The following is a 13,312-nucleotide window of genomic DNA, read 5'->3' on the forward strand; positions in this document are numbered from 1 at the left end:
GGCTCGCGCACCACGAAAGCCAGCCCATGATCGAAGTCCCGTCCGCACAGGACGCAGCCCCGCCGCCCGTCGTCGCCCATGTCTGGGATCTGACGGTCGGTCTGATCGACGCCACGGTGCAGCTGGACCAGCCCTCGGGGCCGAATACGCGGACCGTCGGGACGGGCTTCCTGATCCAGGCTCCGAAGCCGGACGGAACGCCGCGCATCGTCCTGGTCACCGCCGCCCACGTTCTGGAGCGGATGGACGACGCCGACGCCCGCATCGGCTGGCGCACGGCGCTGGGTGACGGGACCTGGCGTTTCGATCCCGAGCCCCTGACGATCCGCGACCCCGAGGGCCATCCGTTATGGACGCAGCATACCGAGCATGACGTGGCGGTCATGGAGGTGCAGGCGCCCGAAGCCTTCGCCCGGGCGGCCATCCCACTGGGCTGGCTGGCGGACGAGAATTCCTTCGACGCCTATGACGTGGGACCGGGAGACGAGCTCCTGTCCCTGGGCTTTCCGCGCGGTCTGTCGGCGAACCGGGCCGGTTTTCCGATCCTGAGGGTGGGACGGATCGCCTCCTACCCGCTGTCGCCGGTCAGCGCCTTCCCGACCTTCCTGCTCGATTTCACCGTCTTCCCCGGCAACTCGGGCGGGCCGGTATTCTGGACGCCCAGCGCGCGCAAACGCCCCGGCACGGCCGAGCCCGAGACGGCCTTCATCGCCGGCCTGCTGAGCCAGGAGGTGCGCGTGAACGATGAACAGCTCGAGATCGGCGTGGTCACCCACGCGGTCTTCGTCCGAGAGGCGATCCGACTCCTCGACGCCCCTCTCCCGGCGGGAGAGGGCTTGAGGCCCGCAGAGCGATAGCGATGCGCCTTGGCCGAAAGGGTGAGGGGTAGCCCTCACCGATCAAGGCCAACCCCTCACCCTTTCGCGCCAGAACTCCGGCTGCGCCGTCGTGCGCTCAAGCCCTCTCCCGCCGGGAGAGGGAGTCTTACGCCCCCAGCGCTTCCCGGCTGATCCGCGACAGCAAATCTCCGCCCTGACCCACCGCTGCAAGGCGGCTGGAGGCATGGCCCAGGATGTTGGCGGCATAGACCTCGTAGAGATCCATCTTGCCCTGCAACCACGCCGGATCGCCGTCTCCGGCGTCGAGACGAGCCCTGGCGGCCAGAGCCCCCTTGGCCAGCATCCAGCCGCCGACGACATCGCCCAGCAGTTTCAGATAGGCGTCGGCCGCCGCCAGCACATCGGCGCCCCGCGCGGCGTCGGACTTGGCGTCCAGCAGCCACAGGGTCGCGTCCTCGACCGCGCCGATGGCGGCGGCGAAGCGCTCGACCGGCTTGCCGGTGTAGATCGCGCCGAGGTCCTTCAGCGTCGCCTTCATCTCGGCGATGACGGCCTTAGCCGAGGCTCCGCCGTCCTGCGACAGTTTGCGACCGACCAGGTCCATGGCCTGGATACCGTTGGTGCCTTCGTAGATCGGGGTGATGCGGGCGTCGCGATAGTACTGGGCCGCCCCGGTCTCCTCGATGAAGCCCATGCCGCCATGGATCTGGACCCCGTCGGAGGCGACGTCGCAGCCCACATTGGTGCCCCAGGCCTTGGCGATCGGCACGAACAGGTCCTCGCGGCCCTTCCACTTCCTGCGGTCTTCCTTGGTCGCGGCGTGCTGGGCCAGGTCGGCGGCGACGCCGGTGGCGAAACATAGGGCTCGCGCGGCTTCGATCTTGGCCTTCATGACCGCCAGGGTGCGGCGGATATCCGGGTGATCGATGATCGGAGCATTGGCTTCTCCGGTCCAGATCGAGCGGCCCTGACGGCGCTCCAGCGCATAGGCCAGGGCGTGCTGATAGGCCCCCTCGGCCACGCCGACGCCCTGGACGCCGACGGCCAGGCGGGCGTTGTTCATCATGACGAACATATGGGCCAGGCCCTGGTTCGGCTGACCGACCAGCTCGGCGCGCGCCCCCTCGTAGCTCATCACGCAGGTGGGCGAGGCGTGGATGCCCAGCTTGTGCTCGACGCCGACGGGACGGAAATCGTTGCGGCCGCCCAGCGAGCCGTCGTCCTTCACCTCGAACTTGGAGGCCAGGAACAGGCTGATGCCCTTGGGTCCCGGAGGCGCGTCTGGCAGGCGGGCCAGCACCAGGTGGACGATGTTCGGCGTTGCGTCGTGGTCGCCCCAGGTGATGTAGATCTTCTGGCCGTTCAGGGCATAGGTGCCGTCGCCGTTCGGCGTCGCGGTCGACGTCAGGGCGCCCAGGTCCGAACCCGCGCCCGGCTCTGTCAGCACCATGGCTCCCGTCCATTCCCCGGAGACGAGCTTCGGCAGATAGGTCGCCTTCTGGTGCTCGGTCCCGACCTGTTCGAGCGCCTCGATGGCCGCCAGCGACAGCATGGGGCACAGGGCGAAGGCCATGTTGGCCGACTGCACCGTCTCATAGGCCGCCAGCTCCAGCGCCTTGGGCAAGGCCTGCCCCCCAGCCTCGACCGAGGCGGTCAAACCCGTCCAGCCGCCCTCGGCGAACTGGCGATAGGCGTCGACGAAGCCCGGAGCGGCCGTCACGGCGCCGTTCGCGTATTTCGAGCCGGCCAGATCCCCCGGACGGTTCAGCGGCGCCAGGACCCCTTCCGAGAACTGACCTGCGGCTTCCAGTACGGCGCCCATGACGTCGGCGTCATAGTCGGGAAAGGCGCCGGTCGCGGCGACGTCCTCGATGCCGGCGATGGCGGTCAGGCTGAAAGCGATGTCCCGGACGGGCGCGCGATAGGTCATGGGGAGGTCTCCGGCGAACGGGCTGCGCGTCTTTTCGCAGCCGTCACATTGTAGATGAGATCTTCTTGCGACGATGCCGTCGCGTCAGGCAAGGGATCGCTTGGCCTGCGTCGTTCGCGGCGCCAATCTGTCGTCGGATGACGATGCGGGAAACCCAGATGGCCGAGCCTAGAAATCGCTATTCGACCGTGTCCCTGGCCTTTCACTGGGGGCTGGCGCTTCTGGTGCTGGCGCAGGTGTTGCTGATCACCGCGCACGAGGCGACGGATGGGCCGATCTCTCGCGAGTTTGTCCAGATCCACAAGGCCTTGGGTCTGACAGTCCTGGTGCTGACCCTGGCCCGAATCGGCTGGCGGATCGCCAACCCCGCCCTGCCTGCGCCGGCCGGGACGCCGGACTGGCAGAAGTTCGCGGCCAAGGCGACGCATGTGCTGTTCTACGTGCTGCTGATCGGCATTCCGCTGTTCGGCTGGGCGGCGTCGAGCGCGGGCGGGCGAGACGTCTCTTGGTTCGGCCTGTTCAACTGGCCGCTGCTGCCCGTGGAACAGAACCGCGATCTCGCCGGGACCCTCATGGATATGCATGAGGCGGCGGTGAAGGCCTTGTATGTCCTTCTGGCGATTCACGTTCTGGCGGCTCTGAAGCATCAGTTCGTCGATCGGGACAACGTCCTGCACCGGATGATCCCGCTGATCCCCCGCAGGCCCTGAGATGCGCGTCGTCCTGATCGCACTGCTGATCGGGGCGGCCTGTCTGTCCACGGGCGCGAGCCGGGCGGATGTCGAGCGGTGGCTCGTGGTGCCGGCTGATTCGGCCATAACCCTCCGGGTCGGGACGCCGGTCGGACAGCGCACGGGGCGGTTCACGCGCTGGAGCGGCGACATCCGGTTCGATCCGGACAGGCCCGAGACGGCTCAGGTCGCCATCGAGGTTCAGTCGGCCTCGCTGACGATGGAGGACGCTCGCCTGACGGCCACGGCGGCTGGGGCGGGGTTTCTGGACAGCGGCCGCTATCCGCGCATCGCCTTTCGCCTGACCGGGCTGGAACCGGCCGGCGGATCCCGGTTCACCGCCCATGCGGACATCACCATGAAGGGGATCACCCGGCCGGTGACCTTCCCCACCACCTTGCGCAGCGATGGGCGGACGGCGCAGATGACGGGCGGCTTCTCGCTGGATCGGGCGGCCTTCGGCATTGGGACGCGTGGACCGTGGAACGGACTGATCGGACGACAGGTGAGGGTGGACGTGTCCCTGGCGACGCGCGCGGCGAGCTGAGCGGCGTCGAGGGTGCGGTCGCGGCCTTGAGGGCCGGTGACCTGGTTATCTTCCCCACGGAGACCGTCTATGGGCTGGCGGCTGACGCGAGCAACGCCGCAGCGGTGGCGAAAATCTTCGAAGCCAAGGGAAGACCACGCTTCAACCCGCTGATTTCCCACGTCGCCGACGCCGTGGCCGCCGAGCGGATCGCCGTGTTCGACGCGGCGGCGCGCACTCTGGCCGAGGCCTTCTGGCCGGGACCTCTGACGATCGTCGCACCCTGCCGGGACAGGGTGGTGGTCAGCGATCTGGCGCGAGCCGGGCTGGACAGTGTGGCCGTTCGGGTGCCGGGCCACGCCAGGGCCAGGGCGGTGTTGGACGCCTTCGGCGGGCCTGTGGTCGCCCCGTCCGCCAACCGGTCGGGACGGCCCAGTCCCACCACCCACGCCGATGCGATCGAAGAAACGGGGGCCTTCGCGGCCGCCGCGCTGGACGGAGGGCCGTGCGCCGTCGGGGTCGAGAGCACGGTCGTCTCGGTGCTGGATGGGCGCGTCTCCCTGTTGCGCCCCGGCTCGGTGACCCGCGAAGAGATCGAGGCCCTGATCGGCCCGCTGGACGGCTCGGGTGAAGGCCATCGGTCGCCCGGCCGCCTGACCCGCCACTACGCCCCTTCTGCCCCGGTGCGCCTCGATGCGAAAGAGGGCGGAGAGGGCGAAATCTTCCTCGGATTCGGACCGGGCGTGGGCGCCGAACGCTGGAGCCTCAGCCGCGCCGGGGACCTCCGCGAAGCCGCCGCCAACCTGTTCCGTCTGCTACGCGAGGCGGACCGTGAAACCCCTGTCGGCATCGCCGTCGCCGCCATCCCCGCCGTCGGTCTTGGCGAGGCGATCAATGACCGCCTGAAGCGTGCAGCGGGCTTCGTCGGTTAGACTCGGCCCCGTTTTCTTCCTGTCCGATCTCAGCTTGTCGCCCCAAGGCTCTGACTGCCTTCAGTTGGACTCACTGGACTCGGTTCTTCCGAGTCCAAAGTGCGAACGCCGGTCGATCAGCCGAACCGCGCCTGCAGATCGACACTCGACCTGACCCCAACCTCGCCCGCGCAGGTCGCCAGCCACTCGTCGGCGGCCGCTCGGCCGCGCGTCTTCAGATCGTTGAGGAAGGTCCATTCGGTGTTGAACTTGGATCCCAGCGAAAGGTCTCCCAGCCAGCCGTCCGCCTCGATCGCGTGCATCAGGATGTGGCGATACTGGTCGCGTGCGGACGGGGTCAGACGCCCGCCCTCGATCAGTTCCTGGACGAAGGCCACGGCGCGCAGTTCGGCCACCAGAGGCGCGTTGAAGACGACCTCGTTGAGCCGATCCATGATGTCGCCCGCCGCCTTCGGCGTGTCCGCCCGCTCGAAGGCGTTGAGGGTGATCAGCAGAACGTCGTCGGGCGTGTCCTGATAGAACAGGGGCCACAGCGGCGGATTGGCCAGGTAGCCGCCGTCCCAATAGGGTTCCCCTTCGATCTCGACCGCCTGGAACAGGTGTGGCAGGCAGGCTGAGGCCAGCAGGACCTGATCCGTGATCTCGGCCGAGGTGAAGACCCGGCTCTTGGCGTGTCGAACGGCCGTTGCGGCGACGAAGAACTTCACGTCCGAGGCCCGCACGGCCTCGAAATCGATCGCGGCCTGCAGAACCCGCTTCAGCGGGTTGTGGTTGAACGGGTTGAATTCATAGGGCGACATCGACATCGCCAGGGTCTCCGACGCGCGCCATAGCGCCGAGTCCTTCAGCCAGGCGGGCTGCATGGCGTTGGACCAGATCGAGGTGTCGCCGAAGACGTTCTTGCCGCCCGACTGATTGGTCTCGCGCCACAGCTTGTCCAGCGCCTGACGGGCGCCCTCCGGTCCGCCCGTGGCCAGCCCCGAGACCAGGGCCGCGCCGTTCATGGCGCCGGCGGACGAGGCGGTGACGGCCCGGATGTCGAGGACGTCGGCTTCCAGCAGCCGGTCCAACACGCCCCACTGGAACGCGCCATGCGCGCCGCCACCTTGAAGCGCCAGGGAGATGGGACGCCGCCCCGCGACGGCCGGCTCAGCCTGGGCGGGCGCCGGGGTCGACCTGCGTTTGAATAGCGCCATCTTCCCCCGGCCTTCGTCCTATTGAGCGGTCCAGCCGCCGTCGATCGAGAAGCTGGCCCCGTTGGCCGAGGCCCCCAGGTCCGACACCAGATAGAGGAAGATCCCGGCCAGCTCGTCAGTGGTGACGAACCGCTTGGTCGGCTGGGAGCCCAGGATCACGTCCTTCAGCACCGCTTCCTTGGACATGCCGCGCGTGCGGGCCTGATCGGCGATCTGCTTCTCGACGATCGGCGTCTCGACGAAGCCGGGGCAGATGGCGTTGCAGGTGATGTTGTCCTGCGCGACTTCCAGCGCCACCGTCTTGGTGAAGCCCAGGACGCCGTGCTTGGCCGCGACATAGGCCGACTTGAACGGTGAGGCGACCAGACCGTGGGCCGAGGCGATGTTGACGATCCGCCCGCGCCCTTGCGCCTTCATGATCGGTATGGCGGCGCGGGTGGCGTAGAAGGTCGAGGAGAGGTTGATCGCGATGATCTTCTCCCACTGGTCGGACGGGAATTTCTCGACCGCCTCCACATGCTGGATGCCGGCGTTGTTGACCAGGATGTCCAGCCGGCCGAGCTGATGCTTGGCGAAGGCGACCATGTCGCCGACCTCGTCGCCCTTGAGCATGTTGGCAGCGTGGTAGCGAACGCGGACGCCGCAACTGGCCTCCAACTCCGACCGGGTGCGTTCGATCTCGGACGGATCGCCCAGACCGTTCAAGACGACGTCGCCGCCTCGCGAGGCCACCGCGCGTGCCAGGGCAAGGCCGATGCCCGAGGTCGAGCCGGAGATGACGGCCACCTGACCCTTCAGGTCGTTGGGATCGCGATAGACGGGGCGCTCGGTCTCCGAGCCGCCGTCCTTCTTGCCGGGCCATTGGAACATGGGTCGTTCACTCTCGCTGTTGCCCCTGCCGGCGCCTGTCAGGCGGTTACGGGGTCTCTGGTTTGAGGCGAGCCTAGCTCTTCGCGACTGCGAAATCGACCCGCCGTCAGGAATTTCCAGTCCTGGTGAATATCCAGTCCGTGTCCGTCGAAAGCCCCTTGTTGAAGCTGTAGCCGTCGCGGTCGAACGCCTTCAGATCCTCGGCGCGTTCGATCCGCTCATCGATGGCGAACCGCGCCATGGTCCCGCGCGCCTTCTTGGCGAAGAAGGAGATGATGCGGCTCTCGCCGTCCTTTTCCTCGCGGAAGTTGGGCGTGATGACCGGCAGCTTCAGCGCCTTGGCGTCGACCGCGCCGAAATACTCCTGGCTGGCCAAATTGATCAGCGTCGGGTCCTTCTGCCCCTCGGCGTCGTCGTTCAGCTGTTTCGAGATCCGGTCGCCCCAGAAGTCATAGAGGCTGGACCCGCGCCGGGTCTTCAGTCGCGTCCCCATCTCCAGTCGGTAGGGCTGAATCCGGTCCAGCGGACGCAGCAGGCCGTACAGGCCCGACAGGATGCGGAGGTGCTCCTGGGCGAACGTCAGCCCCGCCTTGTCGAGCGTGCGCGCCTCCAGCCCCTGGTAGACGTCGCCGTCGAAGGCGAAGGCGGCCTGGATGCCTGCGTCCAGCGCCTCGGGCTCGAAGGCCTTGAAACGGGCCTGGTTGAGCTTGGCCAGATCCGCTGAAATACCCATCAGGCGACGCAGATCGGCCTGGGTCTGATTTCGGGCGGTCTTCGAAAGGGAGGCCGTGTCCTCCACGAAACGGCGATGCGTCGCCGGGGTGTCCGAGGATGGCTCGGTGAAATCCAGGCGCTTGGCAGGCGAGAGTACGATCAACATGGCGCGCGGTTTAGTCGGGTTCGGCGACGGTTTGAAGCGCCGAGCCTAGAACAGGACCGCCGGATTCATGATCCGCTGGGGATCGATCGCCTTGCGGATGGCCTGCATGGTCGCGATTTCCAGCGGCGTCTTGTAGCGGCGAGCCTCTTCGGTCTTGAGGCGGCCCAAGCCGTGTTCGGCCGATATCGAGCCCTCGTACCTAGCGACGACGTCGTGAACCACCTGGGAGCCCGCCTCCCAGCGCCCGAGGAAGGCCTGAAGATCTCCGCCCGGCGGGCACAGGATGTCGTAGTGCATGTTGCCGTCGCCGACATGGCCGAAGGCGCTCACACGGGCCCCTGGCTCGAAGGCTTCCACGGCCGCCGTGGCCTCGTCGAGGAAGTCGGCGATGCGGCTGACGGGCACGGAGACGTCGTGTTTCCAGCCACCGCCCTCGGGGCGCTGTGCCGCCGACTGTTCCTCGCGCAGCTTCCAGAAGGCGCGGACCTGGGTCTCGTTCTGGGCTATGGCGGCGTCGGTGATCAGGTCTTCCTCGAAGGCGGCGGTCAGGATGCGCTCCATCCCGGCTTCGGCCGCGCCGGGCTCGCCCGAGGTCAGTTCGATCAGGACGTACCAGGGCTGGAGGCTGTCCAGCGGCTCGCGGACCCCGGGGATGTGTTTCAGGGCGAACTCGACGCCGATCCGCTTCATCAGCTCGAACGCTTCGACCCCGCCGCCGGTCTCTGCCTTGGCGCGGGCCAGCAGCTGGATCGCCGAGTGGGCACTGGCCAGACCGACCACGGCCGTGGCGCGGCTGCGCATGATCGGGAACAGCTTCAGGGTCGCGGCGGTAACCACGCCGAGCGTACCCTCGGCGCCGATCAGCAGCTGTTTCAGGTCGTAGCCGGTGTTGTCCTTGCGCAGTCGCTTCAGGCCATTGAACACCTGACCATCCGGCATGACGGCTTCAATCCCCAGCACCAGATCGCGCATCATGCCGTACCGCAGGACCGCCGTGCCGCCCGCATTGGTTGAGATGACCCCGCCGATGGTCGCCGTGCCCTCAGCCGCTAGGCTGAGCGGGAAGAATCGATCGGCCTTGGCCGCCAGTTGCTGGGCCTCGAGCAGGGTGACGCCGGCCTCTAGAGTCATCGCATCGTCCAGCGGAGTGACGTCTCGCACGGCGCGCAGGCGGCGGGTGGTCAGCAGGACCTCGCCGAACGGCACCTGCCCCCCGACTAGGCCCGTACCACCGCCCTGGGGGACGATAGCGACACCGTGGCGAGCGCAGATCTCGACCGCGCGAGCGACCTCGGCCGTCGTGCCGGGCGTCAGCATCAGCGGGGTGTTCCCTTGCCACTTGTTGCGCCATTCGGTCAGCGACGGTGCGATCTCGAACGGATCCTCTGTCCAACCGGAAGGGCTGAGCGCGGCTTTCAGTTCGTCGAGGGCGGAGGAGGAGGGGGAGGCCATGTCCTCGTTCTCTCAAAGCGTCGCCGTCCGCGCCAGCCCAAACAGGCGGTAGGGTGGCAAGATGAGCGATTACCGTTTGATGCCCGTGCCCGCTGTCGGAGTGGTCTGTTTCAAGGGCGACGATGTGCTGCTGATTCGACGGGGCACTCAGCCTCGCATCGGCGAATGGAGTCTGCCGGGCGGACGGATCGAGCCGGGAGAACGCGCCGTCGATGCGGCGTTGCGCGAATTGCGCGAGGAAACCGGGGTCGAGGCCCGTGTTCTGGGGCTGATCGACGTGGTGGACGGAATTTTTCCGGAGGCCGGGCGTCACTATGTGCTGATCGACTATGTCGCGGAATGGACTGGCGGAGATCCGGTCGCTGGGGACGACGCGGCCGAGGCCGCCTTCGTGCCGGCGGAGACCGCTATGGCCCGCGTGGATTGGAGCGAGACCCGGCGCGTGATCGCCCTTGCGAAACAGATGCTGGCGGTTCTGGAGGCGTCGTCAGGTCCCGTCACTCACCACCCTGTGCCCTAATGTCGCATGTAGACGTCAGGCGGCGCCGACGATTCTGTCCGAAGCCGTTCTTCTAGATACGGCCGGCATCCCGTCGGCCCCGGGGGAAATATCCGATGAATATCAAACTGCTCGTGGCGGCCTCGGCCGTCGCTCTCATGTTCGGCACCAGCGCCATTGCGCAGGCCACCATGACCGTCACCAACGACGGCGAAGTCGCAATCGTCAGCCTGGCCATTTCGGGCGAGTCGTCGGACGACTTCGGCGACAACCTGCTCGATGAAGAAATCGCGCCGGGCGCCGGCGTCGAAGTCACCTTCGATGTCGGCGACGACTGCGTTCAGGACGTCCAGGCCACCTATGAGGACGGCGACACCGAAGAAGTGATGGGCGTCGACCTTTGCTCGGGTGACGGCTTCGAAGTCGAGGACGAAGACGGTCCGGGCGACGGCGATGAAGAAGAGGAAGAGGAAGAGGAAGAGTAGTCTTTCGACCCACTCTTTACCGACGCGGCGGCTTCCGAGAGGGGGGCCGCCGTTTTCGATTGTGGCGCGAGCGGGCGGGGCGGGGTAGCCTTCATCCAGGAGGGTCCTGAATGTCCTATTTCGCCATCGTACTGCTGGTCTTCGCAGTCATCTTCGTCTTCAGCGTCGTCAAGATCGTGCCCCAGGGACGTGAGCTGACGGTCGAGCGGTTCGGGAAATACACCAAGACCCTGAAGCCCGGGATCAGCATCCTGATTCCGTTCGTCGAGCGGATCGGCCGGCGGATGAACATGATGGAGCAGGTCCTGGACGTGCCCCAGCAGGAGGTCATCACCAAGGACAACGCCATGGTGAAGGTCGACGCCATCGTCTTCATCCAGGTCATGGATGCGCCGAGCGCGGCCTATCGGGTCGAGAACCTGCCCTATGCGATCACCCAGCTGTGCTCGACTAACCTGCGGACTGTCGTTGGGTCGATGGACCTCGATGAGGTCCTGTTCCAGCGGGACAACATCAACTCGCGCCTGCTGACCGTGATCGACGCAGCGACCGAGCCGTGGGGCGTCAAGGTCAACCGGATCGAGATCAAGGACCTGACACCGCCCGTCGACATCACCAACGCCATGGCCCGCCAGATGAAGGCCGAGCGCGAACGCCGCGCCGTCATCACCGAGGCCGAGGGCGAGAAACAGGCCGCCATCGCCCGGGCCGAAGGGGCCAAACAGGCGGCGATCCTGGAGGCCGAGGGCCGCAAGGAGGCCGCCTTCCGCGACGCAGAGGCCCGCGAACGCGCCGCCGAGGCCGAGGCCAAGGCCACCGCCATGGTGTCGGAAGCCATCGCGCGCGGCGACGTCAACGCTATCAACTACTTCGTGGCCCAGAAATACGTCGAGGCCTTCGCCGAACTGGCGCGCAACCCCACCGCCAAGACGGTCATCGTTCCGGCCGAGATGGGCAGTCTGGTCGGTACGATCGCAGGGATCGGCGAACTGGTCGGCCTGGCCAAGGACCAGCAACGGAACCCGCCGAGCCCCGCAGCGCCGCCGCGCGCCAGCCGGGCGTCCGTGCCTCCGACCGCGTAGGGAGGGACCCAGGGATGGACGCCATTCTCGACATCTACGCCTCACAGCCGTTCTGGATCTGGCTAGCGGTAGGCGTGGTTCTTTTGGCCATCGAGGCGGCCATCTCGACGGAGTGGCTGTTGTGGCCGGCGGTCGCAGCCGTCGTCGTGGCGGTCTTGGCCGCGCTGGGCCTGCAGGTGGGGCTGGCGGTCGAGGTGGGCATCTTCGCCGGGCTGACGATCCTGGCCACCGCCATGTCCCGTCGCTTGATCAAGCGGGTGAACCCTGAAGATCACCCCGACATCAACGACCGTGACCTGCGCCTGATCGGTCAGAGGGCGCGGGTGGTGCAGCCGTTCGTGGACGGCCGCGGCCGAGTGTTCGTCTCCGGCGCCGAATGGGCCGCGCTGATCGAAGGGGACGCCCCGCCGGTCGGCGACAGCGTCGTGGTGGACCGACTGGACGGCCCCTCGCTGAGAGTCCGGCGCGAAGCCTGACGGGTCAGCTCATCCCGGCCACGGCGCCGACTTCGTCGCGACAGGCGCCCGACGCGGTGTTCAAAAGCTCGGTCTCTTCCCCGGCCATGCGTGAAAGCGTGGCGACGGTCTGGGGCGTCACCACCCCCGAGTTCAGCGCCTCGACCTGGGCGTTATAGAACTCGATCCGTTTCTCATGCGCCGCATAGGCCGCGTCGCTGATCTCGTCGGGGAAGACCATCGTCATCTGAAGGTACTGTTGGTAGAGCGAGGTCGACAGCGCGCCGCCGGTCTCCAGGCTGGTTTCGATCGCGGCGCGGGTCTCGTCATCGATCTCGCCCTCCGTCAGGGCGGCGGCCGTTTCGCTGTCGGCGGCGGCGCGCGCGGTCAGTTCGCTGAACTGAAGACAGGTCGAGAGCTGGGTCTCGAAGATCTTCTGCTTGGCGGCGGTGCGTGACACGTCCAGGGCCTGGACCGCCGTGAACATGGATGCGACGGCGACGATGATCGCCGAGATCGCCGATACGGTGGCGATGGTGCCCTCGACGGACACCCGCTGGGTCTTGCCTTGGGGGGCCGCAGGCTCGGGAAGAATCGGGGTCTGATCGGTCATGGGCGAACCTCAGCCCATTCAAATCACCGTCGCAACACCAGGGTTCGGCGAATCGGAAACCGTCAGGTTCTGGCGGCGCGCATCCGGTCGATGCCGAGATTGGCCAGCTGATCGGCGCGTTCGTTCAGCGCATGGCCGGCGTGACCCTTGACCCAGTGCCACTTCACCTCGTGGCGCGCCCGGGCGACGTCCAGCCGCTTCCACAGGTCGTCGTTCTTGACCGGCTTCTTATCCGCGGTCTTCCAGCCCCGCGCCTTCCAGCCGTGGATCCAGTTGGTGATGCCGTCCATCACGTATTTGCTGTCAGTGTGGAGGTCGATCTGACAGGGCCGCGTCAGGGCCTCGAGCGCCATGATGGCGGCCGTCAGCTCCATGCGGTTGTTGGTGGTCAGGGGCTCGCCGCCGCACAGCTCCTTGGTCTTGCCAGACGCCTGCAGGATGGCGCCCCAGCCTCCGGGCCCAGGATTGCCCTTGCAGGCGCCGTCGGTGTGGATGGTGACGTGACTCATTTTCGCGGGCTTACAGGTTCGCTTGGCGCGCCGCCATCCGTTGGACTATAGGGACCGTATGTTTGACGCGGGTCGCTTTCGACCCGTTCGAGGAGAGTCTTCGTGGGCAGCTTCAGCATCTGGCATTGGGCCATCGTCATCGTCGTGGTCGCCCTGCTTTTCGGCGGCAAGGGCAAGATCTCGAACCTGATGGGCGATGCCGCCAAGGGCATCCGGGCGTTCAAGGACGGCCTGAAGGACGAGGACAAGAAGGAAGAGGCGCCGGGCGTCCTGCCGCGTACCGACGCGGAAAAGGAAGAGCTGAAGCGCTAGG

General features: G+C 67.1%; 16 protein-coding genes. 9 read left to right on the forward strand and 7 right to left on the reverse strand.

From position 1 onward, the window contains the following. Window positions 1-26: 26 nt before the first annotated feature. A complete protein-coding gene (locus tag ACW171_RS03345) occupies window positions 27-857 on the forward strand; it encodes a trypsin-like serine peptidase (RefSeq protein WP_492095683.1) in 831 nt (276 codons plus the stop codon). Between the two features lie 127 nt (window positions 858-984). Here ACW171_RS03345 and ACW171_RS03350 read toward each other — a convergent pair whose 3' ends face one another. Further along, the gene (locus tag ACW171_RS03350; RefSeq protein WP_492095684.1) at window positions 985-2,769 is read right to left on the reverse strand and encodes an acyl-CoA dehydrogenase; all 1,785 of its coding nucleotides are present in this window, start codon (window positions 2,767-2,769) and stop codon (window positions 985-987) included. Between the two features lie 158 nt (window positions 2,770-2,927). Here ACW171_RS03350 and ACW171_RS03355 point away from each other — a divergent pair, with 158 nt between their 5' ends. The 3 genes from ACW171_RS03355 to ACW171_RS03365 are packed head-to-tail and all read left to right on the forward strand — an operon-like array spanning window position 2,928 to window position 4,958. Further along, a complete protein-coding gene (locus tag ACW171_RS03355) occupies window positions 2,928-3,479 on the forward strand; it encodes a cytochrome b (RefSeq protein ID WP_492095685.1) in 552 nt (183 codons plus the stop codon). Between the two features lies 1 nt (window position 3,480). Then, window positions 3,481-4,047, forward strand: coding sequence for a YceI family protein (locus ACW171_RS03360; RefSeq protein WP_492095686.1), 567 nt, complete (start codon window positions 3,481-3,483; stop codon window positions 4,045-4,047). Then, window positions 3,981-4,958, forward strand: a complete 978-nt coding sequence (locus ACW171_RS03365; RefSeq protein WP_492095687.1) for an L-threonylcarbamoyladenylate synthase — start codon at window positions 3,981-3,983, stop codon at window positions 4,956-4,958. Before ACW171_RS03360 ends, ACW171_RS03365 begins: the two co-directional genes overlap by 67 nt. Window positions 4,959-5,074: 116 nt before the next feature. Here the strand turns inward: ACW171_RS03365 and ACW171_RS03370 are convergent, their stop codons facing one another. The 4 genes from ACW171_RS03370 to ACW171_RS03385 all read right to left on the reverse strand — a co-directional run bounded on the left by ACW171_RS03370 (window position 5,075) and on the right by ACW171_RS03385 (window position 9,356). After that, a complete protein-coding gene (locus ACW171_RS03370) occupies window positions 5,075-6,154 on the reverse strand; it encodes a patatin-like phospholipase family protein (protein WP_492095688.1) in 1,080 nt (359 codons plus the stop codon). A gap of 18 nt (window positions 6,155-6,172) precedes the next feature. Then, the gene (locus ACW171_RS03375) at window positions 6,173-7,024 is read right to left on the reverse strand and encodes a 3-hydroxybutyrate dehydrogenase (protein WP_492095689.1); all 852 of its coding nucleotides are present in this window, start codon (window positions 7,022-7,024) and stop codon (window positions 6,173-6,175) included. Window positions 7,025-7,130: 106 nt separating this feature from the next. Next, the gene (gene yaaA / locus ACW171_RS03380) at window positions 7,131-7,904 is read right to left on the reverse strand and encodes a peroxide stress protein YaaA (RefSeq protein ID WP_492095690.1); all 774 of its coding nucleotides are present in this window, start codon (window positions 7,902-7,904) and stop codon (window positions 7,131-7,133) included. Window positions 7,905-7,949: 45 nt separating this feature from the next. Next, window positions 7,950-9,356, reverse strand: a complete 1,407-nt coding sequence (locus ACW171_RS03385) for an FAD-binding oxidoreductase (protein WP_492095691.1) — start codon at window positions 9,354-9,356, stop codon at window positions 7,950-7,952. Between the two features lie 61 nt (window positions 9,357-9,417). Between ACW171_RS03385 and ACW171_RS03390 the strand changes: the two genes are divergently transcribed. The 4 genes from ACW171_RS03390 (at window position 9,418) to ACW171_RS03405 (ending at window position 11,898) form a co-directional block, all read left to right on the forward strand. Beyond that, window positions 9,418-9,876 (forward strand): NUDIX hydrolase, encoded by a 459-nt coding sequence (locus tag ACW171_RS03390; protein ID WP_492095692.1) that lies wholly within the window; start codon window positions 9,418-9,420, stop codon window positions 9,874-9,876. Between the two features lie 95 nt (window positions 9,877-9,971). After that, on the forward strand, window positions 9,972-10,340 hold the full coding sequence (locus ACW171_RS03395; protein WP_492095693.1) for a hypothetical protein: 369 nt from the start codon (window positions 9,972-9,974) through the stop codon (window positions 10,338-10,340). A 110-nt stretch (window positions 10,341-10,450) separates the two neighbouring features. Next, entirely contained in the window at window positions 10,451-11,422 is a 972-nt protein-coding gene (locus ACW171_RS03400) for an SPFH domain-containing protein (protein WP_492095694.1), read from the forward strand. Window positions 11,423-11,436: 14 nt separating this feature from the next. Then, window positions 11,437-11,898 carry an NfeD family protein gene (locus ACW171_RS03405; RefSeq protein ID WP_492095695.1) on the forward strand — a complete coding sequence of 154 codons (462 nt, stop codon included), beginning with the start codon at window positions 11,437-11,439 and terminating at the stop codon, window positions 11,896-11,898. Between the two features lie 4 nt (window positions 11,899-11,902). Here ACW171_RS03405 and ACW171_RS03410 read toward each other — a convergent pair whose 3' ends face one another. Both ACW171_RS03410 and rnhA read right to left on the reverse strand, forming a co-directional pair. Next, a complete protein-coding gene (locus tag ACW171_RS03410; protein WP_492095696.1) occupies window positions 11,903-12,490 on the reverse strand; it encodes a hypothetical protein in 588 nt (195 codons plus the stop codon). A 62-nt stretch (window positions 12,491-12,552) separates the two neighbouring features. Beyond that, entirely contained in the window at window positions 12,553-12,999 is a 447-nt protein-coding gene (gene rnhA, locus ACW171_RS03415; protein ID WP_492095697.1) for a ribonuclease HI, read from the reverse strand. Between the two features lie 102 nt (window positions 13,000-13,101). On the opposite strand from rnhA, the gene ACW171_RS03420 reads away from it, so the two are divergent. Continuing rightward, a complete protein-coding gene (locus ACW171_RS03420; protein ID WP_492095698.1) occupies window positions 13,102-13,311 on the forward strand; it encodes a twin-arginine translocase TatA/TatE family subunit in 210 nt (69 codons plus the stop codon). The last annotated feature ends 1 nt before the right edge of the window (window position 13,312 follow it).

The organism is Brevundimonas sp. FV1ye28, assembly GCF_058681135.1.